Origin of the sequence: Phenylobacterium sp. (assembly GCF_965284355.1) — a bacterium.
Classification (GTDB): domain Bacteria; phylum Pseudomonadota; class Alphaproteobacteria; order Caulobacterales; family Caulobacteraceae; genus Phenylobacterium.
On the sequence record NZ_OZ260078.1, the window covers coordinates 3,161,352 to 3,183,350 of the forward strand.

21 protein-coding genes are annotated in these 21,999 nt (G+C 69.2%); 11 read left to right on the forward strand and 10 right to left on the reverse strand.

Going from position 1 to position 21,999, the window contains the following annotated elements; genetic code table 11:
- The first annotated feature begins 8 nt into the window (after nucleotides 1–8).
- The 6 genes from ACQ66R_RS15475 (at nucleotide 9) to ACQ66R_RS15500 (ending at nucleotide 4,827) form a co-directional block, all read left to right on the forward strand.
- Entirely contained in the window at nucleotides 9–611 is a 603-nt protein-coding gene (locus ACQ66R_RS15475) for an HAD family hydrolase (RefSeq protein WP_430423451.1), read from the forward strand.
- Nucleotides 612–785: 174 nt separating this feature from the next.
- Nucleotides 786–1,442, forward strand: a complete 657-nt coding sequence (locus ACQ66R_RS15480; protein WP_430423453.1) for a PEPxxWA-CTERM sorting domain-containing protein — start codon at nucleotides 786–788, stop codon at nucleotides 1,440–1,442.
- Between the two features lie 176 nt (nucleotides 1,443–1,618).
- On the forward strand, nucleotides 1,619–1,888 hold the full coding sequence (locus tag ACQ66R_RS15485) for a DUF2312 domain-containing protein (RefSeq protein ID WP_430423454.1): 270 nt from the start codon (nucleotides 1,619–1,621) through the stop codon (nucleotides 1,886–1,888).
- Nucleotides 1,885–2,205, forward strand: a complete 321-nt coding sequence (locus tag ACQ66R_RS15490) for a hypothetical protein (protein WP_430423456.1) — start codon at nucleotides 1,885–1,887, stop codon at nucleotides 2,203–2,205. The genes ACQ66R_RS15485 and ACQ66R_RS15490 overlap by 4 nt, the downstream gene beginning before the upstream one ends.
- Before the next feature lie 66 nt (nucleotides 2,206–2,271).
- Entirely contained in the window at nucleotides 2,272–3,081 is an 810-nt protein-coding gene (locus ACQ66R_RS15495; RefSeq protein ID WP_430423458.1) for a hypothetical protein, read from the forward strand.
- Between the two features lie 57 nt (nucleotides 3,082–3,138).
- Nucleotides 3,139–4,827, forward strand: coding sequence for an amidohydrolase (locus ACQ66R_RS15500; RefSeq protein WP_430423460.1), 1,689 nt, complete (start codon nucleotides 3,139–3,141; stop codon nucleotides 4,825–4,827).
- Here the strand turns inward: ACQ66R_RS15500 and ACQ66R_RS15505 are convergent.
- Nucleotides 4,824–6,311 carry a sigma-54-dependent transcriptional regulator gene (locus tag ACQ66R_RS15505; protein WP_430423461.1) on the reverse strand — a complete coding sequence of 496 codons (1,488 nt, stop codon included), beginning with the start codon at nucleotides 6,309–6,311 and terminating at the stop codon, nucleotides 4,824–4,826. The genes ACQ66R_RS15500 and ACQ66R_RS15505 overlap by 4 nt on opposite strands.
- A 105-nt stretch (nucleotides 6,312–6,416) precedes the next feature.
- Nucleotides 6,417–6,971 carry a YczE/YyaS/YitT family protein gene (locus tag ACQ66R_RS15510; RefSeq protein ID WP_430423463.1) on the reverse strand — a complete coding sequence of 185 codons (555 nt, stop codon included), beginning with the start codon at nucleotides 6,969–6,971 and terminating at the stop codon, nucleotides 6,417–6,419.
- Nucleotides 6,972–7,090: 119 nt separating this feature from the next.
- Here ACQ66R_RS15510 and ACQ66R_RS15515 point away from each other — a divergent pair, with 119 nt between their 5' ends.
- Nucleotides 7,091–8,533, forward strand: coding sequence for a PLP-dependent aminotransferase family protein (locus tag ACQ66R_RS15515; protein WP_430423465.1), 1,443 nt, complete (start codon nucleotides 7,091–7,093; stop codon nucleotides 8,531–8,533).
- A gap of 124 nt (nucleotides 8,534–8,657) precedes the next feature.
- The gene (locus ACQ66R_RS15520) at nucleotides 8,658–10,766 is read left to right on the forward strand and encodes a PQQ-dependent dehydrogenase, methanol/ethanol family (RefSeq protein ID WP_430423467.1); all 2,109 of its coding nucleotides are present in this window, start codon (nucleotides 8,658–8,660) and stop codon (nucleotides 10,764–10,766) included.
- Nucleotides 10,767–10,781: 15 nt separating this feature from the next.
- Here ACQ66R_RS15520 and rocD read toward each other — a convergent pair whose 3' ends face one another.
- Both rocD and ACQ66R_RS15530 read right to left on the reverse strand, forming a co-directional pair.
- Nucleotides 10,782–12,002 carry an ornithine--oxo-acid transaminase gene (gene rocD, locus ACQ66R_RS15525; RefSeq protein WP_430423469.1) on the reverse strand — a complete coding sequence of 407 codons (1,221 nt, stop codon included), beginning with the start codon at nucleotides 12,000–12,002 and terminating at the stop codon, nucleotides 10,782–10,784.
- Between the two features lie 11 nt (nucleotides 12,003–12,013).
- A complete protein-coding gene (locus ACQ66R_RS15530) occupies nucleotides 12,014–12,883 on the reverse strand; it encodes a dimethylarginine dimethylaminohydrolase family protein (RefSeq protein ID WP_430423471.1) in 870 nt (289 codons plus the stop codon).
- Nucleotides 12,884–12,997: 114 nt separating this feature from the next.
- On the opposite strand from ACQ66R_RS15530, the gene ACQ66R_RS15535 reads away from it, so the two are divergent.
- Entirely contained in the window at nucleotides 12,998–13,420 is a 423-nt protein-coding gene (locus tag ACQ66R_RS15535) for an Lrp/AsnC family transcriptional regulator (RefSeq protein ID WP_430423473.1), read from the forward strand.
- A 193-nt stretch (nucleotides 13,421–13,613) separates the two neighbouring features.
- A complete protein-coding gene (locus ACQ66R_RS15540) occupies nucleotides 13,614–15,404 on the forward strand; it encodes a M3 family oligoendopeptidase (RefSeq protein ID WP_430423475.1) in 1,791 nt (596 codons plus the stop codon).
- Nucleotides 15,405–15,434: 30 nt separating this feature from the next.
- On the opposite strand, the gene ACQ66R_RS15545 is transcribed toward ACQ66R_RS15540, so the two are convergent.
- The 6 genes from ACQ66R_RS15545 to ACQ66R_RS15570 form a co-directional block, all read right to left on the reverse strand.
- On the reverse strand, nucleotides 15,435–17,021 hold the full coding sequence (locus tag ACQ66R_RS15545) for a sensor domain-containing phosphodiesterase (protein ID WP_430423477.1): 1,587 nt from the start codon (nucleotides 17,019–17,021) through the stop codon (nucleotides 15,435–15,437).
- Between the two features lie 218 nt (nucleotides 17,022–17,239).
- Complete coding sequence (locus tag ACQ66R_RS15550) at nucleotides 17,240–17,719, reverse strand: GFA family protein (protein ID WP_430423479.1); 480 nt, start codon at nucleotides 17,717–17,719, stop codon at nucleotides 17,240–17,242.
- Nucleotides 17,719–18,792 carry a hypothetical protein gene (locus ACQ66R_RS15555; protein WP_430423481.1) on the reverse strand — a complete coding sequence of 358 codons (1,074 nt, stop codon included), beginning with the start codon at nucleotides 18,790–18,792 and terminating at the stop codon, nucleotides 17,719–17,721. The genes ACQ66R_RS15550 and ACQ66R_RS15555 overlap by 1 nt, the downstream gene beginning before the upstream one ends.
- A 4-nt stretch (nucleotides 18,793–18,796) precedes the next feature.
- Nucleotides 18,797–19,231, reverse strand: coding sequence for an ion channel (locus ACQ66R_RS15560; protein ID WP_430423483.1), 435 nt, complete (start codon nucleotides 19,229–19,231; stop codon nucleotides 18,797–18,799).
- A 47-nt stretch (nucleotides 19,232–19,278) separates the two neighbouring features.
- Nucleotides 19,279–20,007, reverse strand: a complete 729-nt coding sequence (locus ACQ66R_RS15565) for an HpcH/HpaI aldolase family protein (protein WP_430423485.1) — start codon at nucleotides 20,005–20,007, stop codon at nucleotides 19,279–19,281.
- A gap of 49 nt (nucleotides 20,008–20,056) precedes the next feature.
- Complete coding sequence (locus ACQ66R_RS15570) at nucleotides 20,057–20,758, reverse strand: winged helix-turn-helix transcriptional regulator (RefSeq protein WP_430423487.1); 702 nt, start codon at nucleotides 20,756–20,758, stop codon at nucleotides 20,057–20,059.
- Nucleotides 20,759–20,866: 108 nt separating this feature from the next.
- On the opposite strand from ACQ66R_RS15570, the gene ACQ66R_RS15575 reads away from it, so the two are divergent.
- The gene (locus ACQ66R_RS15575) at nucleotides 20,867–21,994 is read left to right on the forward strand and encodes an acyl-CoA dehydrogenase family protein (RefSeq protein WP_430423489.1); all 1,128 of its coding nucleotides are present in this window, start codon (nucleotides 20,867–20,869) and stop codon (nucleotides 21,992–21,994) included.
- Nucleotides 21,995–21,999: the final 5 nt, after the last annotated feature.

Here is a 21,999-nt window from a genome sequence, read left to right on the forward strand (position 1 = left end):
GCCCGCGTGTGCCGAAGGCTCTCCTCTGGGACTTCGGCAATGTCATCGTGCGCTGGAACCCGCGCACGCTCTACGAAAAGGTCATTCCTGATCCGGTCGCCCGCGACCGGTTCCTGAACGACGTGTGCACCCTGGCGTGGCATGCGCCGACCGACTGCGGCGTCACCTTCGCCGAGAACTGCGCGGCCCTGGCCGCCAAACATCCCGAGCACGAAGCCGAGATCTGGGCCTGGCATCATCGCTGGGACGAGATGTTCTCGGGCGCGATTCCCGAGACCGAGGCCGCGATCGAGGCTCTCCACGCCCGCGGCGTGCCGCAGTTCGGCCTTTCCAACATCAGTCATGAGACGCTGGAGAGCACCCTGGCCATGAGCCCGGCGTTCGGGCGGCTGTCGGGCGTGGTGGCCTCGGGGCTGGAGGGCGTGATGAAGCCCGACCCGGCGATCTTCCGGCTTTGCTGCGAGCGTTTCGAACTGGCGCCGTCCGACTTCCTGTTCGTGGACGACAGCGCCAGGAACATCGCGGCCGCCCACGCCCTGGGCTTTGACACCCATCACTTCACGGACTCGGCGGACCTTCAGCCCGCCCTGGAGCGCCGCGGACTGATCTGACGCGCCGCCGCCTCGCGAGGCCGGGTATTGCGTCTTTCTTTAGAGCTTCGCCGTACGGTCGGGGACAGCTGTGGCACGTCCTCTGCAGGACTGTGCCGCAAGTAGAAGCGTTTTGTTTCAAACCGGCACGGCATCCGATCAGGGGGCCGTCACCCAGATCACGGACGACCCCCGATGCGTATCCGCACCCTCCTGATGGCCGCCGCTGCGGCCGCCGCCTTCGCCGCCCCCGCCTCGGCCGCGATCACCATTTCGCTCACCTCGCAGAATGCGCCGCTGGCGCTGCAGCCGGGCGAGCAACTGGTCGCCGACTTCAACAACGCCGCGACGCCCGAAGCCGTGCTGCTCCCGGGCTTCGATCTCGACCTCGTCGGCGCCACGGTCGGCGTCTGCGAAGGCTGCAGCGGCTATTCCGGCACGCTGCCGGGCAACAACACCCACTACCTGACGATCCCGGGCAATGCCTCGGCCAAGCTGACCTCGCTGGCGGGGCTGAAGACCTTCAGCTTCTACATGGGCTCGGCCGACACCTACAATTCGATCCGCTTCAAGGGCGCGAACGGCTTCGACGTGACCCTGAACGGCGGCCAATTCACGCAAGGCTACGTGGGCCAGAGCTGGTCCTGGGGCAAGCGCGTCAACTTCGACTTCGGCAACGACCGCGTCACCGAGGTCATCCTGAGCTCGTCGGGCAACTCGTTCGAAGTCGACTCCTTCGCGGTGACCGCCGTGCCGGAGCCGGCCACCTGGGCGATGATGATCATGGGCTTCGGCGTCGCCGGCGCCCTGCTGCGCCGCCGCCAGTCGGCCCTGGCCATGGCCCGCATCTAGAGTTTGCCGCGAGCGCCCAGCTCTCTCCCTGGGCCTCGCTCGTAAGAACCCCCCGCCACAGCCCGGCGGGGGGTTTTCTTTTTGGGGATGGGTCACCGCCGCGGGTGACACGGCGGGGTCCGATGAGTAGGTTCCGCGCCTTTCCGACCCCTCGCATCTAGCTTAAAGGCTTGGCCATGGCCGACGACGCTTCCGCCCACTCCGACGTCCTCAACGCGACCGCGCAGGGCCAGCTCAAGAGCATCATCGAGCGTATCGAGCGCCTCGAGCAGGAGAAGTCCGAGATCGCCGAGCAGATCAAGGAAGTGAAGGCCGAGGCCAAGGGCAATGGCTTCGACGTCAAGATCATCAATAAGGTGATCCGCATCCGGAAGCAGGACCGCGCCAAGCGCCAGGAAGAGGAAGCCATCCTCGACCTCTATCTCTCGGCGATCGGAGAGATTTGAGGACCAAGCCTCCAGCCTCGCCCCTGGAGGCCCGAAAGGCGGCGACCAAGCGCGCCGCCCTCAACGCCTTGAAGCGCGCCCGCCGCGCCGCCGACAAGGCGGGCGTCCAGCTCTCCGACTGGGAGGGCGAGTTCCTCACCGAGGTGGGCGAGCGGGTGAAGACCTACGGCCGCGCCTTCGGCGATCCCGAGAAGGGCGCCATGGGCGAGGCGCTCTCGGTCCTGCAGACGGTGAAGCTCAAGGAGATCACCGCCAAGGCCAAGGGCGAGAAGAAGGACCTCAAGCGCCGGCCGTTCCGCCGCAAGACGCGGGGGTAGCCGGCAAGGGTCCGTTCACCTTGCCTCTTCACCGGCTCTTCGCCGCCCGCTGGCAAGCTCAGCGGCATGTCTCGCATCGGGCGATCCCTGGCCAAGGCCGCGCTGCTCGCCGCGGCGCTGGGCGCGCTGGCGTCTCCCGCGGCAGGGCAGGAGATGACGCAGGCTCGCTTCGGCGCCGTCATGGACCGGGTCTTCGGTCCCGGGACATGGCGAATGACCGGGGGCTATCGCACGCCCGAGCGAGAGAACCAGCTGCGGGCGCAGGGCGCCATGACCGTTCGCCCCGGCGGGATCTCCCGACACTCCTTGGGTCATCCCGGCGCGCCGGGCGCGTTCGACCTGGTGGTCAACGGCATGAGCCCTTTCGCCGCCGCCCAGCGCCTGCGCGAGGCCGGGGCGCCCTTCGCCCGCTATCAGCCCAAGGGCGCGCATGGGACGCAGGGCCCGCACCTGCATCTCGAACCGTTCGGCTTCGGACCGGTGGGCCAGCCGCGCTTCCAGGTGGCATCGGTCGCCAAGCCCGAGGTGACCGAGGGCCGGACCCGCTCGGTCACCCTGATCATGCCGCAGCCCAGCGCCGGCAGCGCCTCGGCGTTGCGCCAGGAACTGGCACGTCTGCAGGCCGACGCCCGCGAACAGGACCCTGAAGCCCAGCTTGAGCTGGGGCGCATCTACACCCTGGGCTATCTGGCGCCGCGCGACTTCGAGGCTGCTCGCAAATGGCTGGAGGCCGCGGCGCGCAATCCGCTGGCCGACGACGACACCAGGGCCTCTGCCGCGGCCGGCGTGGCGGAAGTCACCAGCCTCATCGAGGCCGAGCGGGCCCAGCGGCCGATGCAAGCGGCCTACCTGCGGACGGGCGCCGCCGACCGCTAGGGGTGACACGCCGCCTCAAGGGTCTAGTCTTTCCCATCTGATGGGGGAGGCAAGGGCATGGGGCAGGCGAGCCGGCGGGCATTCCTGGGGACAGTCGGCGCGGCTTGGTCGGGCGCGGCCTGGGCCGCCATGGCCCCGGATGAGCCGGACCTCGTGGTCCTGAACGCCAACGTCATCACCGTCGATCCCGGCCGCCCCAAGGCCCAGGCCTTCGCTGTGAAGAGCGGGCGGTTCGTGGCCGTGGGCGCCAGCGACGATATCCGCAGCCTGATCGGCAAGCGGACCCAGGTCTTCGACGCCAAGGGGATGACGATCACGCCAGGCTTCATCGACACCCACAACCATCCCGTGGGCGACGTGCTGCTCTACGAGGTGCTGGTCGGCAATCCGTTCGAGGTGGAGTTCGTCACGATCGACTCGATCATCGACAAGCTCGCCGCCAAGGCCCGCACCCTGCCGCCCGACACTTGGGTCGCGGGCCACTTCCACGACGACACCAAGCTGAAGGACAAGCGCCAGCTGACGATGGCCGACCTCGACAGGGTGTCGAAGGAGCATCCTGTGGTGGTGAACCACCGCGGCGGCCACACAGCCTTCTACAACGCTCGCGCCTTCGCTCTCGCCGGCGTGACCAAGGCCACGCCCAACCCGCCGGGCGGCACCTTCGACCGCGACGCCTCCGGCGAGCTGACCGGGCGGGTCACCGACACCGCGATGGACGTGTTCGACAACGTCGGGAAACGGCCCGCGTTCTCGCCGGAAGAGACCGCGCGGCGCGCCCGCGACGGCCTAGCCCATATCTCGAAACAGTTCGCGCGCTACGGCCTCACCACCGTCCACCACCAGGGCGGCGACCTGGGCGCCCTGCAGGACGTGCGCGCCCGCGGCGACCTCAAGCACCGGGTCAGCTACGAGCCCATCGGCCCTGTGCTGGAGGCGATGATCAAGGCGGGGCTCAAGACCGGCTTCGGGGACGACTGGATCCGGCTGGGCGCCACCTTCGAGCACCTGGTCGACGGCTCGTTCTCGGAGCGGACCCTGGCCTGGAGCAAGCCGTTCCCGGGCCGCTCACCGCCCTACTACGGCAACCTGGTGGAGGATCAGCCGACCCTGGACGCGTGGGTCGAGCGGGTGCACCGGGCCGGGATCGACGTGAACTGCCACGCCAACGGCGACCGGGCCATCGCCAGCGTGATGACCGCCTATGAGCGAGCCCAGAAGCTGTTCCCCCGGCCCGAGGCGCGCTTCAAGATCACCCACTGCACGTTGGTGAACCCGGACCTGGTGCGACGCATCAAGGCGCTGGACGTGACGCCCGCCTGCTTCACCACCTACGCCTACTACAACACCGACAAGTTCGGCTTCTACGGCAAGGACTTCATGGAGAACGCCATGGCCTTCCGCAGTTTCCTGGACGCCGGCGTGAACGTGGCGGCGGGGTCGGACTTCTATCCCGGACCGTTCGCGGCGCTGATGGGCATCCAGGGCATGGTCACCCGCACCGGATGGAACGGCGAGACCTGGGGCGCGAACCAGCGGATCACCCCGGCCGAGGCCCTGCGCATCAACACCTACAACGGCGCCTACGCCGCCCGCGAAGAGCGCCTCAAGGGCTCGATCACGCCCGGCAAACTGGCCGACTTTGTCGTGATGGCCGACGACCTGACGACCATCGCGCCCGAGAAGATCAAGGACATCCAGATCGTCCGCACCGTGACCGGCGGAGAGGTGATGTACCAGGCCTAGGCGGCCGCGACGTCCGCGTCCGCATCGGCTTCGCCGCCCTTGACCAGGCCTTCGAGACCCTGCTCGCGGACCTTGCGGTAGAGGGTCGAGCGGCCGATGCCGAGGCGGCGGGCCACCTCGCTCATATGGCCGGCATAGATCTCGATCGCGAGCTGGATCAGGTCGCGCTCGATCTCTTCCAGCGTCCGCAGATGCCCGCGGGCGTCGAGAATGCGAACCGGCTGATCCACCGGGGGCGCGTCCGATCCCGCAGGACCGACCGCGCTGGGCGCCGGGGCGGGCTGGGGGACGTACTCCGGCGGCGGGGCGGCTACGCCCGATATGGCCGGGAAGTCGTGCGGCTGCAGGTAGGGCGCGTCGGCGAGCACGATGGCGCGGTAGACGGCGTTCTCCAGTTGGCGAACGTTGCCCGGCCAGTCGAAGGCCGTCAGGCAGGCCAGGGTCTCGGCGCTGGCGCCGACCACCGACTTGCCCTCTTCCACATTGAAGCGGCGCACGAAGCAGTCGACCAGCGCGGGCACGTCCTCCTTGCGCTCACGCAGCGCCGGGGCCTCCACCGGGAAGACGTTCAGGCGGTAGAACAGGTCCTCGCGGAACCGGCCCTCCTTCACGGCCTGGGAGAGGTCGCGGTTGGTGGCCGAAACGATGCGGACGTCCACCTTGATCGAGCGCTTGGCGCCGATCGGGTCGATCTCGCTCTCCTGCAGCGCGCGCAGCAGCTTGACCTGGATGTCGAGGGGCAGTTCGCCCACCTCGTCCAGGAACAGGGTGCCGCCGTTGGCCTCCTGGAACTTGCCGAGGTGCTTGTCGCTGGCGCCGGTGAAGCTGCCCTTCTCGTGGCCGAACAGGATCGACTCCACGAGATTCTCGGGTATGGCGCCGCAGTTCACCGCGATGAACGGCTTGCCGGCGCGGTCGGACGAGCCGTGCACCGCGCGCGCGATCACTTCCTTGCCGACCCCGCTCTCGCCGGTGATGAGGATGGGAATCGACGACTTGGCCGCCCGTTCTCCCAGCCGCTTGACCATCAGCATGGCGGGGGACGTCCCGATCAGGTCGTCGAAAGTCGTGCGCCCGGAGGCGTGCTTCTTGAGGCGGGCCACCTCGCTCTTGAGGGACCCCATCGAAAGGGCGTTGCGGATCGAGACGGTGATCCGCTCGGGGCTGGCCGGCTTCACGAAGAAGTCGCAGGCGCCCGCCTGCATAGCCGAGACCACGGTGTCGATCCCGCCGGTGGCGGTCAGCACGATCACCGGCTGGTTGAAGCCGCGCGCGCGCATTTCGACCAGAGTGTCCTGGCCCGAGATGCCGGGCATGATCAGGTCCAGCAGGACCACGTCCACGCCGGCGCCGGAGTTCAGGTGCTGGATGGCCTCATCGCCATTTTGCGCATGCGAAACGGCAAACCCGTCGCGTTCCAGGACGGCCTGGATCAGACGGCGCTGAGTTGGATCGTCGTCTACGACAAGGACCGTTTTGGCCATGCGAAAACACCCACCAGATCGACGCTCCTCCCTTCTGGAAGAGGTCTTGTTCTTGTCCCCTTCTGATACAGGCCAAGGGTAAAGGGGGCGTTTCGCAACCCTGAGTCAGGCGTTAACGGGCGCGCTTTTCCGCGGCGACCTGTCGCGGATTGTGAAGATGGGCAGGAAGGCCTGCACGATTGGGCCGATGGCGACAGCATAGACGACAGTGCCTACGCCCACCGTGCCGCCCAGCAGCCAGCCCACGGCCAGGACCGTGAACTCGATGCCCGTGCGCACCACGCGGATCGACCAGCCGGTCCGTTTGCACAGCCCGGTCATGAGGCCGTCGCGGGGGCCGGGGCCCAGGCCGGCGCCGATATACATGGCGCCGGCTACGCCGTTCAGGACCACGCCGGCGATCAGGGCCGCGATGCGCAGCGGCAGGCCCTCGATCTCGGGCAGGACCATCAGCGTCAGGTCCACCGCCGTGCCGATCGTGAAGACGTTGGCGATGGTGCCGATCCCCGGCTTCTGGCGCAGCGGGATCCACAGCAGCAGCACCACGGCCCCCACCACATTGACCAGCATGCCGAACGACAGGCCGACGTGGGTCGACAGGCCCTGGTGGAACACGTCCCAGGGATCGAGCCCCAGAACGGCGCGCAGCATCAGGGCCATGGACGCCCATAGAGGGTCAGGCCGGCGAACAGTTGGATCAGGCGACGTGGCATCATAGTCGGGCCAAGTGGCCGCAACTGGACCTTGAAAACAGGTCCAGTTCTGAGAGTGTGGCGTCCATGACCCATCGCCGCATCGGTCCGGCCTCGCTCGTGCGCCTGCTCGGCGCCTGGCGGGGCGAGAAGACGGGCCCCGCCTATCGCCAGCTGGCCGACGCGCTCCGGCTGCTCATCCTCGACGGCCGGCTGCCGCTGGACGTGGTGTTGCCGGGCGAGCGCGAGCTGGCCCAGGCGCTGGAAGTGTCGCGCACGACCGTGACCGCAGCGCTGGCGCGATTGCGCGACGACGGCTTCCTGGACCGCCGCCAGGGCGCTGGCGCCAAGACCCGGCTGCCGGCCGGGCCGGGCGACCGGGGCTCGACGCCGCTGATGCTGGGCCCGATGTCCGAGGGGATCCTCGACATGGCCGCCGCGGCGCCGCCGGCCTCGGATGTGGTGCATCAGGCCTTTGCCGCGGCGCTGTCCGCGCTGCCGGCGCACCTGCCCAATCACGGTTACCTGCCCGTGGGCCTGCCGGTGCTGCGCGAGGTGATCGCCCAGCGGTACACGCGCCGCGGGCTGCCGACGTCGCCGGAGCAGATCCTGGTGACCAACGGCGCCCAGCACGCGCTGGCGCTGATGCTGCGGGTGGCCTGCGGCCCGGGCGATCGGGTGGTGATCGACCATCCGACCTATCCGCACGCCATCGACGCCATCCAGCGCGCATCGTGTCGTCCCGCCCCGGTCGGCCTGCCGGGCGAGGGCTGGGACGTCGAGGGCGTGGCCGCTGCGCTGCGCCAGAGCGCGCCGCGGCTGGCCTACTTCATCGGCGACTTCCACAACCCCACGGGCCGCTTCATGAGCCTGGAGGCGCGCGCGACGATCGTGGCGGCCGCTCAGGCGGCGCGGACCACCGTGATCTTCGACGAGACGATGATGGACCTGTCGCTGGACGGGCCCGTCACGCACTACGGCTTCGACGAGCCCGACGAGGGGCTCGTGCGGCTGGGGTCGATGGGCAAGAGCTTCTGGGGCGGCCTGCGTCTGGGCTGGATTCGCGCCGACGTGGCCACCATCCAGGCGATCGCGGTGCGCCGCGTCTCGCTCGACCTGGGCACGCCGGTGCTGGAGCAACTGGCCTGCGCCCACCTGCTGGCCGACGACGAACCGGCGCTGGCCGCCCGCCGCGTGCTGCTGCGCGAACGCCGCGACGTGCTCTACGGCCTCGTGCGCGAGAAGCTGCCCGACTGGAAGGTCAGTCTGCCGCCGGGCGGCCTGTCCCTCTGGGCCGAGCTGCCGGCGCCCGTCTCGAACACCCTGGCGGCGACCTCTGAGCGGTTCGGCGTGCGCCTCGCCGCCGGTCCTCGCTTCGGCGTGGACGGCGCATTCGAACGCTTCATGCGCCTGCCGTTCACGATGGCGCCGGACGATCTCGCCGAGGTCGTTGACCGGCTGGCGATGGCCTACGCGCGGCTGCGGCCGGGGGCTGTTTCCTCACGCGGCGCGCTGGGGGCGATGGTCTGACTTCCCTCCCATGATGGGGAGGGAGTATTCCCCAGCGGCACGCTTGCCCGGCGCGCGGTCCGGGGCATAGTGCGCTCACTGAACGCCGATCACGCTGCAAAGAATCGGCTGCTGGGAGGGCGCTATGAAGATCACCCGTCTGGGCTTGGCCCTGGCATTCGCGGCTGCCCTGGTGGCCTGCCAGAAGTCGCCGGGCAATGTCGATCAGAAGCGCCTGGAGGCCGCCGCGACCAACGGCGAGTGGCTGTCGTACGGCAAGGACTACAACGAGCAGCGCTTCAGTCCGCTGGACAGGGTCAACGCCGGCAACGTCGGCACGCTGGGCCTGGCCTGGTACGCCGAGTTCGACACCGACCGTGGCCAGGAGGCGACGCCCCTGATGATCGACGGGGTGCTCTACACCTCGACGGCCTGGTCCAAGGTGTTCGCCTTCGACGCCAAGACCGGCAAGCAGCTCTGGAAGTATGACCCCAAGGTCGAGGGCGCGAAGGGCTTCGACGCCTGCTGCGACGTCGTGAACCGCGGCGTCGCCGTCTGGAAGGGCAAGGTCTTCGTCGGCACCATCGACGGCCGCCTGGTGGCGCTGGACGCCAAGACGGGCGCGGTGAAGTGGGAAGTCCAGACTACCGACAAGTCCAAGCCCTACACCATCACCGGCGCCCCGCGGGTGGTGAAGGACAAGGTGATGATCGGCAACGGCGGCGCCGAGTACGGCGTGCGCGGCTACATCACCGCCTATGACACCGAGACCGGCAAGCAGGTCTGGCGCTTCTACACCACGCCCAATCCCACCGGCGCGCCCGACAACGCGGCCTCCGACAAGGTGATGGCCGAGAAGGGCAACGCCACCTGGAGCGACGGCGAGTGGAAACAGACGGGCGGCGGCGGCACGGCCTGGGATTCGATGGCCTACGACCCGCAGCTCGACATCATGTACTTCGGCATCGGCAACGGCACGCCCTGGAACCACCAGAAGCGCTCGGGCGGCAAGGGCGACAACCTGTTCCTGAGCTCGATCCTGGCGCTGAAGCCCGATACCGGCGAGTACGTCTGGCACTACCAGACCACGCCGGCCGAGAGCTGGGACTACACCGCCACGCAGCACATTATGCTGGCCGACCTGAACATCGGCGGAAAGCCCACCAAGGTGCTGATGCAGGCGCCGAAGAACGGCTTCTTCTACGTGATCGACCGGGCGACGGGTAAGCTGATCTCGGCCAAGCCCTACACCAACATCACCTGGGCCACGGGCGTCGACATGGCCACCGGCCGGCCGATCGAGACCGCTGGCTCGCGCTACCAGACCTCGATGGTCATGCAGGTGCCGGGCCCCCTGGGCGCGCACAACTGGCAGCCGATGGCGTTCAATCCGAAGCAGGGGCTGGTCTACATCCCGCTGAACGTCACGCCGTTCGCCTACGCCGACGACAAGGGCGGGTCGTACAAGGCCGGCGCCTGGAACGTGGGCGTCGACTTCGTGATCAACTCGCTGCCCACAGACGCGGCGCAGCTGAAGGCGCTGACCTCGATGATCAAGGGCCAGCTGGTGGCCTGGGATCCGGTCCAGCAGAAAGCGGTCTGGACCGTCGATCACCCCTACTTCTGGAACGCCGGCGTGCTGTCGACGGCGGGCGGCCTGGTCTTCCAGGGCGCGGCGCACGGCCAGTTCTCGGCCTACGACGCCGCCAACGGCAAGAAGCTGTGGTCCACCGAGGTCGGCAACGGCGTGATCGCCGCGCCGATGAGCTACGAGCTGGACGGCGAGCAGTATGTGGCGGTGATGGTGGGCGTGGGCGGCGGCGGCCAGATTTCGGCGCCGGGTTCGATGCCCACCCGGCCGCGACTGCCGGGGCGGCTGATGGTCTACAAGCTGGGCGGCAAGGCGACGGCCCCCGCCTTCCCGCAGCCGGCCGCGGCCAAGATCGACCTGACCAGCGTGGCCTCGACAGGCAACGTCCAGCACGGCTTCGAGCTGTTCCACAAGAACTGCCAGGTCTGCCACGGGCCCAACGCATCGGGCGCCTGGCTGCCGGACCTCAAGGCCTCGCCGATGCTGACCACTGCCGAGAACTGGAAGGGCGTTGTGATCGACGGGGCTTCGGCCAGCCGCGGCATGGCCAGCTTCTCCCGCTTCCTCAGCCCGCAGGACGCCGAGGACATCCGCGCCTACGTCATCACCGAGGCGAAGAAGCCGCCGACGGCTGCCGCTCCGACGCCGGCAGGGATGAACTAGCCATTTCCCTCCCCATCAAGGGAGGGAAGCGGCGAACTGGTCGACGATCCAATCGGCCTGGGGGTCGGTGAGGATCAGCGGCGGGGCGATGCGGATCGTATGGTCGTGGGTCTCCTTGGCCAGGAGCCCGCGCGCCTGCAACGCCTCGCAGACCCGGCGCGCGCCGCCGGCGTCGGCGTGGAGTTCGACGGCGATCATCAGGCCGCGACCGCGGACCTCCTTCACGCGGGGCGTGGCGACCGCGGCGAGTCCGGCCTTGAGGCGCTCACCCACCCGGGCGGCGTTCTCGATCATGCCTTCTTCGGTGAGCACCTTCAACGCCGCGCGGGCGACCGCGCAGGCCAGCGGGTTGCCGCCGAACGTCGAGCCATGCTCTCCCGGGTGCAGCACGCTCATGACCTCGGAGTTCGAGAGCACGGCCGAGACCGGATAGAAGCCGCCCGAGAGCGCCTTGCCGATCAGGGTGAGGTCGGCCTCGACGCCCTCATGCTCTTCGGCCAGCAGCTTGCCGGTGCGGCCCAGGCCCGTCTGGATTTCGTCCAGGATCAGGATGACGTTGTGCTTCGTGCACAGCTCGCGGGCGCGCTTGAGGTAGCCGGCCGGCGGGATGATCACGCCCGCCTCGCCCTGGATCGGCTCGACCAGGAAGGCCACCGTGTTCGCCCCGATGGCGGCCTCCAGCGCGTCGGCGTCGCCGAACGGGACCATCTTGAAGCCCGGCGCGAAGGGGCCGAAGCCGCCGCGCGATTGCGGGTCGCTCGAGAAGCCCACGATGGCCACCGTGCGACCGTGGAAATTGTCGGCGGCCACGATGATCTCGGCCTGGCCTTCGGGCACGCCCTTGACTTCGTAGCCCCACTTGCGGGCCACCTTCAGCGCCGTCTCGACCGCCTCGGCGCCCGAGTTCATCGGCAGCACCTTGTGGCTGTTGGTCAGCGCGCAGAGCTCTTCGTAGAAGGGAGCCAGCTGATCGTTGCGGAACGCGCGCGAGGTCAGCGTCAGCTTGCCCGCCTGCTCCATCATCGCGGCCAGGATCTTCGGATGGCAGTGACCCTGGTTCACGGCGGAATAGGCCGAGAGGCAGTCGAGGTAGCGGTTGCCGTCCACGTCCCAGACGTAGGCGCCCTCGCCACGGGTCAGGACAACGTCGAGCGGCTTGTAGTTCTTGGCGCCGTACCGGGCCTCGGTCTCGATGAACTGGGCGGTCAGGCTGCGCTGGAAGGCGATGTCGTTCATCAGGGGCGCTCCTATTCGGCGGCGTGCAGTTGGGCGGCGGGGAGGGACGTGCGGTCGAGGCGCAGGGTCATGCAGTACGAGGCGCCGCCCGAGCGGATGAACGGCGACAGGTCCACCTCGGTCAGGCTGTAGCCGCGGCTCTTCAGGGTGCGGCGCAGGCTTTCCGGCGCCTTGGCCATGACGATACGGGCGTCGAGGTTCACCGCGTTGACGCAGAAGGCGGCGGCCTCCTCGTCGCTGGCCTCGATGCGCTGGCTCTCGGGGATATGCGCCCGTATCGTCGCCAGCGCCTCGGGCGTGAAGGCTGGCGGGTAGTAGAGCACCTTGCCGCCGGCCAGCGGGCAGAAGCACGTGTCGAGGTGGTAGAACCGATCGGTGGCCAGTTCGAGGGCCACGGTCTCGTGCCCGAACGTCTTGCGGATCACCGGGATGGCCGAACGGCTCGATCGCGGGCCATAGCCGCACCAGAACAGCTTGCGGTCAGCGTCCCAGATCGCGTCGCCGGCCCCCTCGTGGAACACGCCTTCGGGGAAGTCGACGATGTCGTCGACGAGGCCGCGGCTCTTCAGCTTCTGGAAGACGGCGCGGAATACCGGCTCCTCGCCTTGGCGTTCGGGGTGGCGGAAGCGGGCCATCAGCACCCGGCCGTCCAGCACGACGGCGGCGTTGGCCGGGAACACAAGGTCAGGCAGGCCTTTGACGGCGCCGATGATCTCCACGTGGGCGCCGGTGGCTTCGAGCGCGGCGCGCAGGGCGGCCGAGCCTTCGCGGGCGGCCGCGGCGTCGGCGGTGCTCCAGGCCTTGGGGTCCATCCACGGGTTGATCCGGTAGCTCACGTCGAAGCAGGCCGGGTCGGTCATCAGATAGGTGGGGCGGTCCATGCGGGCTCCTGAAGTGATCGCCTCCAGGGTCGCGCTGTCGAGTGCTAGCGAATAGCGAGCAACGTGCTACAAAACGTCGATCAGTTTGGCGTAATGTCACAAGCGGCTGGCAAAATGATCGATGATCTGGACCGAGAACTGATCGGCCTTTTGCGCGTCGACTCGCGCAAGCCCGCCGCCACCCTGGCCAAGGCGCTGGGTGTGTCGCGGGGCACGGTGCAGAACCGGATCGAGCGGCTGGTCCGCGACGGGACCATCCAGGGCTTTACGATCAAGACCCGCCCCGACGCCTCGAACCGGGTGCGCGCCGTGATGACCATCGCCATCGAGGGCGAGCGATCCGGGGCCGTGGTGCGATCGCTGCGAGGCTTTCCCGAGGTCTCGGCCGTCCACACCACGAACGGCCGCTGGGACCTGGTCGCCGAGATCGACGTCGAGACACTCACGGCGTTCAGCGCCGCTCTTGACCGCATCCGCCAGATCGAGGGCATCGCATCTACCGAGACCTCGATCCTGCTGGCGACGCAGAAGATGTAGTCAGCGCCCCCCCCACCGCTTCGCGGTCCCCCTCCCCCGCAAGCGGGTGAGGAACTGGGGCGATCAATCAGCTTCAGTTCATCCCCCATCTCGATGGGGGAGGGGGACCACGAAGTGGTGGAGGGGGCGCTGGCGCCAAGAACGGCGATCCGCCATTGGCCGGAGGAACTCAGCGGCGCTAAGGTCCCGCCCCATGAACGCCCCCTTCAAGACCGACGCGTTGCCGACCTGGCGGCTGGATGACCTCTATGCGGGGCGCGAAGACCCGCGGATCGAGGCCGACCTCAAGGAGGCCGAGCGCCTGAACGGCGAGCTGGCCAAGCTGGAGGGCCGCATGATCGCCACGCGGTCGCGGCCGGCCGAGCTGGGCGGGATCATCGACCGGGGCATCGAGCTGTACGAGCAGGCCACCAACGCCATGTGGGGCGTGGGGGCGTTCGCCTCGCTGTCGGCGTCGACGGCCCGGGACGATTCGGCGTGGTCCAAGTTCGAGGCCGACCTGCGCCAGCGGTCGTCGCAGATCGCGGCCATGAGCCTGTTCTTCACGCTGGAGATCAACCAGCTGGAGGACGACGAGCTGGAACTGGCGCTGAAGGCCCACAAGCCGGCCCAGCGCTGGCGGCCCTGGCTGCGCCGGGTGCGGGCCGGCCGACCGCACGAACTCTCCGCCGACCTGGAGCGCCTGCTGATCGACAAGGCGCCCGCGACGGCCAACTGGGGCCGGCTGTCGGACGAGACCCTGGCCAAGCTGTCGGCCAAGGTGGGCGGCCAGACGCTGACCCTGTCCGAGCTGCTGAGCCTGTCGGCCGGTCCCGACGCCAAGAAACGCAAGGCCGCCGCCCAGGCCCTGGCCAAGGCGTTGGGCGAACGGGCCGGCACGCTGGCGCTCAGCCTGAACACCCTGGCGTTCGAGAAACAGGTCGAGGATCGCTGGCGGAAGTATCCCACGGCGGCCTCGGCCCGGCACCTCGCCAACGAGGTCGACGCCGAGGCGGTGGACGCCCTGGAGGCCGCGGTGGTCGACAGCTACGCCAGCGTCAGCCACCGCTACTATCGCCTGAAGGCCAAGGTGATGGGCCGCACGCACCTGGACCACTGGGACCGCAACTGTCCGCTGGATTCAGCGGCGCCGCGCACGTTCAGCTGGGACGAGGCCAAGTCGATCGTCCTGGAGAGCTACCGGGCCCTGTCTCCCGGTTTCGCCGACACCGCCCAGACGTTCTTCAGCCAGCCCTGGATCGACGCCAAGCCGCGCCCCGGCAAGCAGATGGGGGCCTATTCCCACTCGGTGACGGCCACGCGCCACCCGTACGTGTTCATGAACTACATGGGTGAGCGGCGCGACGTGCTGACCCTGGCGCACGAGCTGGGCCACGCGGTGCATCAGACCATGTGCAAGCCGCTGGGCACCCTGCTGGCCGACACGCCCCTGACGCTTGCCGAGACGGCGTCGATCTTCGGCGAGGGGCTGGTGTTCGAGAAGCTGCTGGCCGAGACGTCGAAGGCCGACCGCCGCGGGCTGCTCGCCGGCAAGATCGAGGACGGCATCAACACGGTGGTGCGCCAGATCGCTTTCCACCGCTTCGAGACCCGCTTCCACGCCGCCCGTCTGGAGGGCGAGCTGTCGGCCGACGAGATCGGCTCGCTGTGGATGGAGATCATGACTGAAAGCCTCGGGCCGGCCGTGCGGCTGGACAAGGGCTATCGGAACTACTGGGCCTACATCAGCCACTTCATCCACGCGCCGTTCTACGTCTACGCCTATGCGTTCGGCGACCTTCTGGTGCGGGCCCTGATGGAAAAGCGCCGCGAGGACCCGGCGAAGTTCACCCCGCTGTACGAGACGCTGCTCGCGGCCGGTGGCACCAGGACCTACGTCGAGGCGTTGGCGCCGTTCGGCCTGGACCCACGGCAGAAGGCGTTCTGGGCCGCCGGGATGAAGCAGATGGAGCGCCTGGTCGACGAGTTCGAAGCGCTGGTCTGAAGGCGGTCGTGCGAACGACGGCGATCGCCGCTAGCCCCAGGTCTCGACTTCGCCCCTGCGGCGGGCCGCGACCGGGGCCGGCGCGCGCTTCATGCCCTCGGGCTTGGCGACCGGCTTGCCGAACAGCCACCCCTGGCCCAACCCGACGCCCAGCGATGCGACGGTCTTGGCCGTCTCCTCTTTCTCGATCATCTCGGCGACGGTGGAGATGCCCAGTTCCGTACAGAGCTCGGCCAGCCGCCGCAGGATCAGGGCGTCACGTGGCCGCCCCTTCAGGCCCTGGACGAAGCGGCCGTCGAACTTCACGACGTCGGCCTCGATCTGGCGCAGATAGTCCATCGACGCGGCGCCGGCGCCGAAGTCGTCGAGGCAGACAATGTGACCGGCGCGCCGCAGCTGCTGGATCACCTGATTGACGGCCGCCAAGTCGGTGATCTTGTGACTCTCGGTCAGCTCCAGCATCAGCCGGGGCCGGATCTTCGGGGTGATGGCGGTGATCTTCAGCATCTCCTCGACGAAGCCCGCGGACTGGATCGAGAAGGCGCTGATGTTGGCGGCGATGGAGACGCTGTCGGGCGCGTCGCACAGGGCCTGGAACACGGTGCGCACGATGGAGAGGTCGAACTCGAGGACCAGGCCCAACTCCTCGGCCAGCTTGATCGTGGCCGCGGGCTCATCGCCGCCCTCGAAGCGGGCCAGCGCTTCATAGTGGTGCAGCTGGCGGGTCTTCAGATCGACGACCGGCTGGTAGACCACCTCGAAGCGGCCGTCCTTCAGCAGTTCCTTGAATCGCGACGACTCGGTGACCGTATGGTGCAGCGCCGCCTCGAAGCTCTTGGCCGCCTGCGACGGCCCGTCCTCGATGCAGCGGTCGATGGCGTAGCGGATCGCGCGCAGGCTCTCGGTCGGAGACGCGCCGTCCAGCTCCAGCTCGCCGGTCCAGAGCTGGATGCGAGGCCCGGCCATATCGCGCACGGCCTGGCCGATCGCCTCAACGGTCGGGCGGCCGGAACGCAGCAGGGCGAAGCGGTCGGGGCCGATGGCCGCCGCAGGGAGGCCGCCGTAAGACGCCGCGCGCAGCATGGCGGCCAGCTTGCGCCGGACGTTCATGGCCTCGGCGCTCGTCATGTTCGCCAGGGCGCCGTTCAGGCCGGCGAATTCCAGCAGGTCGACGTGCAGCGACGCGCCATCGGCCTCGGCCTGCTTCAGCAGGCTGGCGGCGGCGCTTTCGAACTCGTCGCGGCTGGTGAGGCCGGCCTCGTCGATCTTGACCGACTGCACGCCCGGCGTGCGCAGACTCATGGCCATGGCGACGAAGGCGTCGCGCTGCGGCATCTGGAAGAAGGTCAGCGACACGGGCTGCGGGCCGCGCTGGGTGGCCAGCTCGACCGAATAGGGCCCACGACGCTCGCCCGGCTGAACGTCGCGCAGGGCGGCTTCAACCATCTCGGCGTCGTTAGGTTCGAAGAGCTCGCGCCAGGGCTTGCCCAGCGTCGAGTCCGCGCTGCGGCTCAGCAGTCGCATGGCCGCGCCGGTGGCGAAGGTGACGAAGTGCTTGTCCTCGATCTCGAGGACCATGTCGGCGCTTGCGAAAACGAACCCCAGCAGCTGGCCCATGGTAGGCGCGCCCTGCGACCTTTTGGGCGCTGGCTGAGCCGCTGCGACTGCGGCGTTTGTGGACGCCATCTGTGGTTCGCTCCTCGCCGCGGACCCGCGGAGGCGGACGTGGCGCCGGGCACTGTTGCCACATGACTCCTTGATGGCTGGTTTATCGACGGCCCGCCGCCTTGGGTTCTGTCGCCGCGAGCCTGCCGTTCCCGCACCGCCCGCGCCCGTCAGAACATCGGCTCGGGCGGCTTCTTCCTGCGCCGGGGCTTCTCCCACATCACGCCCGGGTAGCCCTTCAACGGCGCCAGCGGCTCGCCCAGGTAGGTCCAGTCGGCCTGCTCGGACAGGTGCATGTGGTAGCGGGGCTCGCGGCCGGTGCGGGTGGTGAAGAGGGCGCGGGGCACGTTCACCATCTGGGGCGAGCGACGGCGCTCGTAGAAGAGCGGCGTGCCGCATCGGCCGCAGAAGCTTCGGGCCGTGCCGGCGGTCTCGTCCTCGTAGCGGGTGACGTGCGCTTCACCCTCGACGATGCGGAAGCGGCTGCGCCAGCTCCCGACATAGGTGGCGTAGGCGCAGCCCTGAGCCACGCGGATGGCCTGCGAGTGGTCGTGCCAGGCCCAGCGGGCCGGGACGCCGATCTCCACCTCGACCGCACCGCAGGCGCAGCGGCCGAGTGCGACGCCGCGCGGCGCCTTGAGCGTCGCCATCAGGACGTCGCCTTCAGCCACTCGAGGGCCGGGCCGTTCAGCTCGCGCGGGTAGGTGTGGCTGAGGTCGTCCAGCTCGCGATAGGTCACGTCGGCGCCGGCGCGGGCCAGGGCATCGGCGGCCTCGCGGGCCATGTCGACGGGGAACATCCAGTCACGGACGCCGTGGGCGATGTGGATCGGCAGGCCGGCGATCCGCGCCTTGTCGGCATAGGCGGCCATCATCGGGTGAAAGGCGGCCGCCGCCGGCGCCAGGTGGGTGAACGGCGACCCTGGCTCGAGACCCGACACGTAGGAAAAGGTGCCGCCGTCGCTCATGCCCGAAAGCAGCAGCCGCCGCGCGTCGACCTGCCACTGCTCGCGCACGGCGCCCAGCATGCGCGCGAGGTTCGGGCTGTCGGCGTCCTGCCCCTGGATGGCCCAGGTGCGGCCCACGGCGGTGGGGGCGACCACAATCGCGCCGAAGGTGCGGGCCTCGCGCACCCAGCTCCACAGAAACCCGCGACCGTTCCCCGACCCGCCGTGCAAGGCGAACACCACCGGCAGCGGCTCGGCCGGGTCGTAGTACTCCGGCACATAGACCGAGAAGCCGCCGCGCGAGCCGGGCTGGTCGAAATGCAGGACGCCGGTGTCGGCGCGCGCGGGCGCGCGGGCCAGGCGCTGGACCAGCGCCTCGTCGCCGCGGTGCGCTGGATCGAGGAAGAAGCGGCTGACGGGCGGCAGTCCCTCAGCCAGTGGGTAGATCGCCTCCAGCGCCTTCGGCAGCTCGCGCAGCGCCCGGAAGGACGCCATCAGCCCATCCTCGGCCTGCGGCGCGGCGCGCAGGGCCTCGAAGGCCGAGATGGCCGCGTCGCTGGCGGTGGCCAGCGCGGTCTGCACGTCGGCCATCTCCGCCGGCCAATCATCCAGACGGTGACGTTCGGCGGCCAGCGCGACCTCAGGCTCGCCTACCGCGTCCATCACGCGGTCGAACTGGGCCGGGTCGAGGTATCGCGATATGAACCCCAGGCGATCCAGCGCCTGCAGCAGCGGCGGCAGCACGGCCACCACGTCGTCGAGGGTCTTGTCGTCCATGCGCTCAGGTCCCCCGCTGCCGCGACACCACACTGACGAAGAAGCCGGTCGTCCAGCCCAGCAGCAGGATGCCCGTGATGCCCTCGACGGCGACAAGCAGGCGCCACGCCTCGGGGATCAGGTCTTCGTCGTAGCCGATGGTCGCGTAGACGAAACCGGACGCATAGACCGCGGTGCGAAGGTCAGGGATCGCGCCGACGGTTACATAGACCAGCGCCCAGCCCCAGATCTCCAGGCCGTGCAGCACGAACAGGCCCAGGACGATGGCGGTCAGGTCGAACACGGCGCGCGGCGAGTCCAGGCCCACGTGGCGGCGAGTCTCCTCGGCGCCCACAAGCCGCAATGCGCGCGACAGCCAGAACAGCCCCGCGCCGTGGACCAGCACGCTGGCCACGACCATGACGACGGCGACGACGACTTCGGTGAGTTCCACGAGCATGCCGGGGCCACGATAGCGTGGGTCGCGGGCTTCGCCAGCCGGAGCGGCTATCTGCGATCCCGGATGGGCTCACGCATCGCCGTCGCCTCGGCGCGACCGCCCATCAGCCAGCGCAGGTCAGCGCCCACCGTGACCAGATCGAACCCCATCGCGATCATCTGCCGGGAGTAGGCGACGCTCGTGGTGTGGACGCCGACGCGCTTCTCCGCCGCCTTGCAGGCCGCCAGGATGCGCCCGAACGCGGCCAGCAGCACGGGGTCCTGGCTGTCCTGGCGCGGCTCGCCGCCCAGCGAGAGCGAGAGGTCGGAGGGGCCGATGTAGATGCCGTCGAGGCCCGGCGTCGCGACGATGGCTTCCACGTTCGCCAGACCTTCGGCGGTCTCGATCATCGCCAGCGCCAGGACATCGTCGTTGGCGTATCGGGCATAGTCCGCGCCGGCGACCAGGGCCGCCCGGGTCGGTCCATAGCTGCGATAGCCCTGGGGCGGATAGCGGCAGGCGCCCACGAAGGCGGCGGCCTCTTCCGGGGTGCTGATCATCGGGCAGATCACCCCGGCGGCGCCCGCGTCCAGCGCCCGCATGATCTCGCCCGGCGCATTCCACGATACGCGGACCAGGGGCGTGACGTCGCCCGCGGTGGTCGCCTGCAGCATGGCCACCATCTCGCTGTAGCCGATCACCCCGTGCTGGGTGTCGATGGTGATCGCGTCCCATCCCTGGGTGGCGATCGCCTCGGCGACAATGGCGCTGCCGAGACTGCACCAGGCGTTCAGCACTGGGCGTCCTTCGGACCAGATCCAACGCAGGTGGTTCTGGCGCATCGGCTCAGGCCGCCGGACGGAAGTAGAAGGTCTTGAGCGCCGCCTCGTCCGCGATGCGCAGGGCGCGCTTGAACTCGGCGATCCGCGCCTTGTCGCCCGAGAGCGTGATATCGCCCTTCGCCAAGGCATCCTCCAGGCCGCGATGGCCCATCCAGACGCGCACGAAGGCCTCGAGGTCGGAGGCCAGCACCACGTCCACGTCCCGGCCCGGGTCCTTCAGGCACACTTCCACATCGTCGGGCCGCAGGATCATCCACCAGTAGCGCCGCGCGGCATGTGCCTTGGGAATGCCGCGGAACTCGAAGCGCAGCACAACGTCATGGTCGGGAAGCTCGTCCAGATCGACCTGGCGTTTCATCCCCCACATCAGGAGCGTCGGGTCCAGCTCTTCGTGGGCGATGCGGCCCTGGCCGTGGCGCTGGCCCCATTCCGACATCAGGCAGATCAATTCGCTCATCTGCGCTCCGGCGGGGGTGAGACTATAGAGCTTGCCCTGCGCCAGCGGCTGGGTCGCGATGACGCCCGCCTCTTCCAGCTCGGACAGCCGCTGAACGAGTAGCGCCCTCGACATCAGCGGCACGCCCGTGTGGATTTCGTTGAACCGCCGCGGCCCGAAGCAGAGCTCGCGGATGACCAGCGGGGTCCATCGCTGGGCGAAGATCTCGGCCGTTTTGGCGACCGGGCAGAACTGGCCATAACCCTTCATGCGCTGAGGGTCCTCCCGCGACCGTCCTTCCACAAGTTCATTCTTCGAACTGGAGAGGCGGCGGTATCGGGCGCAAGACCCAGCCTCGATGGACACCGAGGTTGCGCGATGACGATCAATGTAAAGGCCGAGCCCATGGACTGGACCGCCAGGGCGCATGAGTTGGGCCCGCAGATCGCGGCGCGCGCAGAGGCCGCGGATGCGAACGACGCCTTCGTCTCCGAGAGCATGAAGCTGCTGAAGGACGCCGGCTTCCACGCCGCCGCCGTGCCGGCCGAACTGGGCGGCGGCGGGGCCACGCCCGCCGAGCTGTCGCGGATGCTGCGAGCGCTGGCCGGCTATTGCGGCTCGACGGCGCTGGCCTTCGCCATGCACACCCATGCCGTGGCGCTCCCGGCCTGGCGCTGGCATCGGACGCCGGAGCCCGTCGAGGGCCTGCTCAAGCGCGTGGCGGCCGAGAAGCTGACCCTGGTCTCGTCGGGCGGCTCGGACTGGCTGGACGGCTCGTGCGACGCCGTCCCGGTCGAGGGCGGCTTCCGGGTCCGCGGGCGCAAGATCTTCGCCAGCGGCAGCCCGCTTGGCGACCTCCTGGTCACCATGGCCGTGCAGCAGACGCCGGAGGGGCCGACCGTGCTCCACCTGGCGATCCCGTTGAAGGCGCCGGGCGTGACGATCCTCGACACCTGGCGGACGCTGGGCATGCGTGGCACAGGGTCGCACGACATCGAACTCGCCGACGTGTTCGTGCCGGACGCCGCCGTGACTGTGCGCCGGCCGTCGGGTAAATGGCATCCCCTGATGCACATGGTGACGATGATCGCCTTCCCGCTGATCTACAGCGTCTACGTCGGCCTGGCCGAGACGGCGCGGGACAAGGCGGTGGCGATGGCGGCCCGCAAGACCTCCGACGACCTGACCCAGATCGTGGGCGAGATGGACACCGAACTGGCCGCCGCCCGGATGGCGCTGGCCGACATGCTGGCGGTGATCGAGGCCGGCGCGCCGGGCGAAGCCGCCAGCAACCGCGTCATGATGGGCCGGACCCTGGTGGCGCGATCCGCGATCCGCACTGTGGAAAAGGCCATAGAGGCGGCCGGCGGCGGGGCGTTCTATCGCAAGGCGGGCCTGGAGCGGATCTGGCGCGACGTCCAGGCCGCTCGCTACCACCCGCTGCAGGAAAAGTCCCAGGCGCGCCTGGCCGGCCGTGTGGCGCTGGGACTGCCGGTCGACGGCTGACTGCC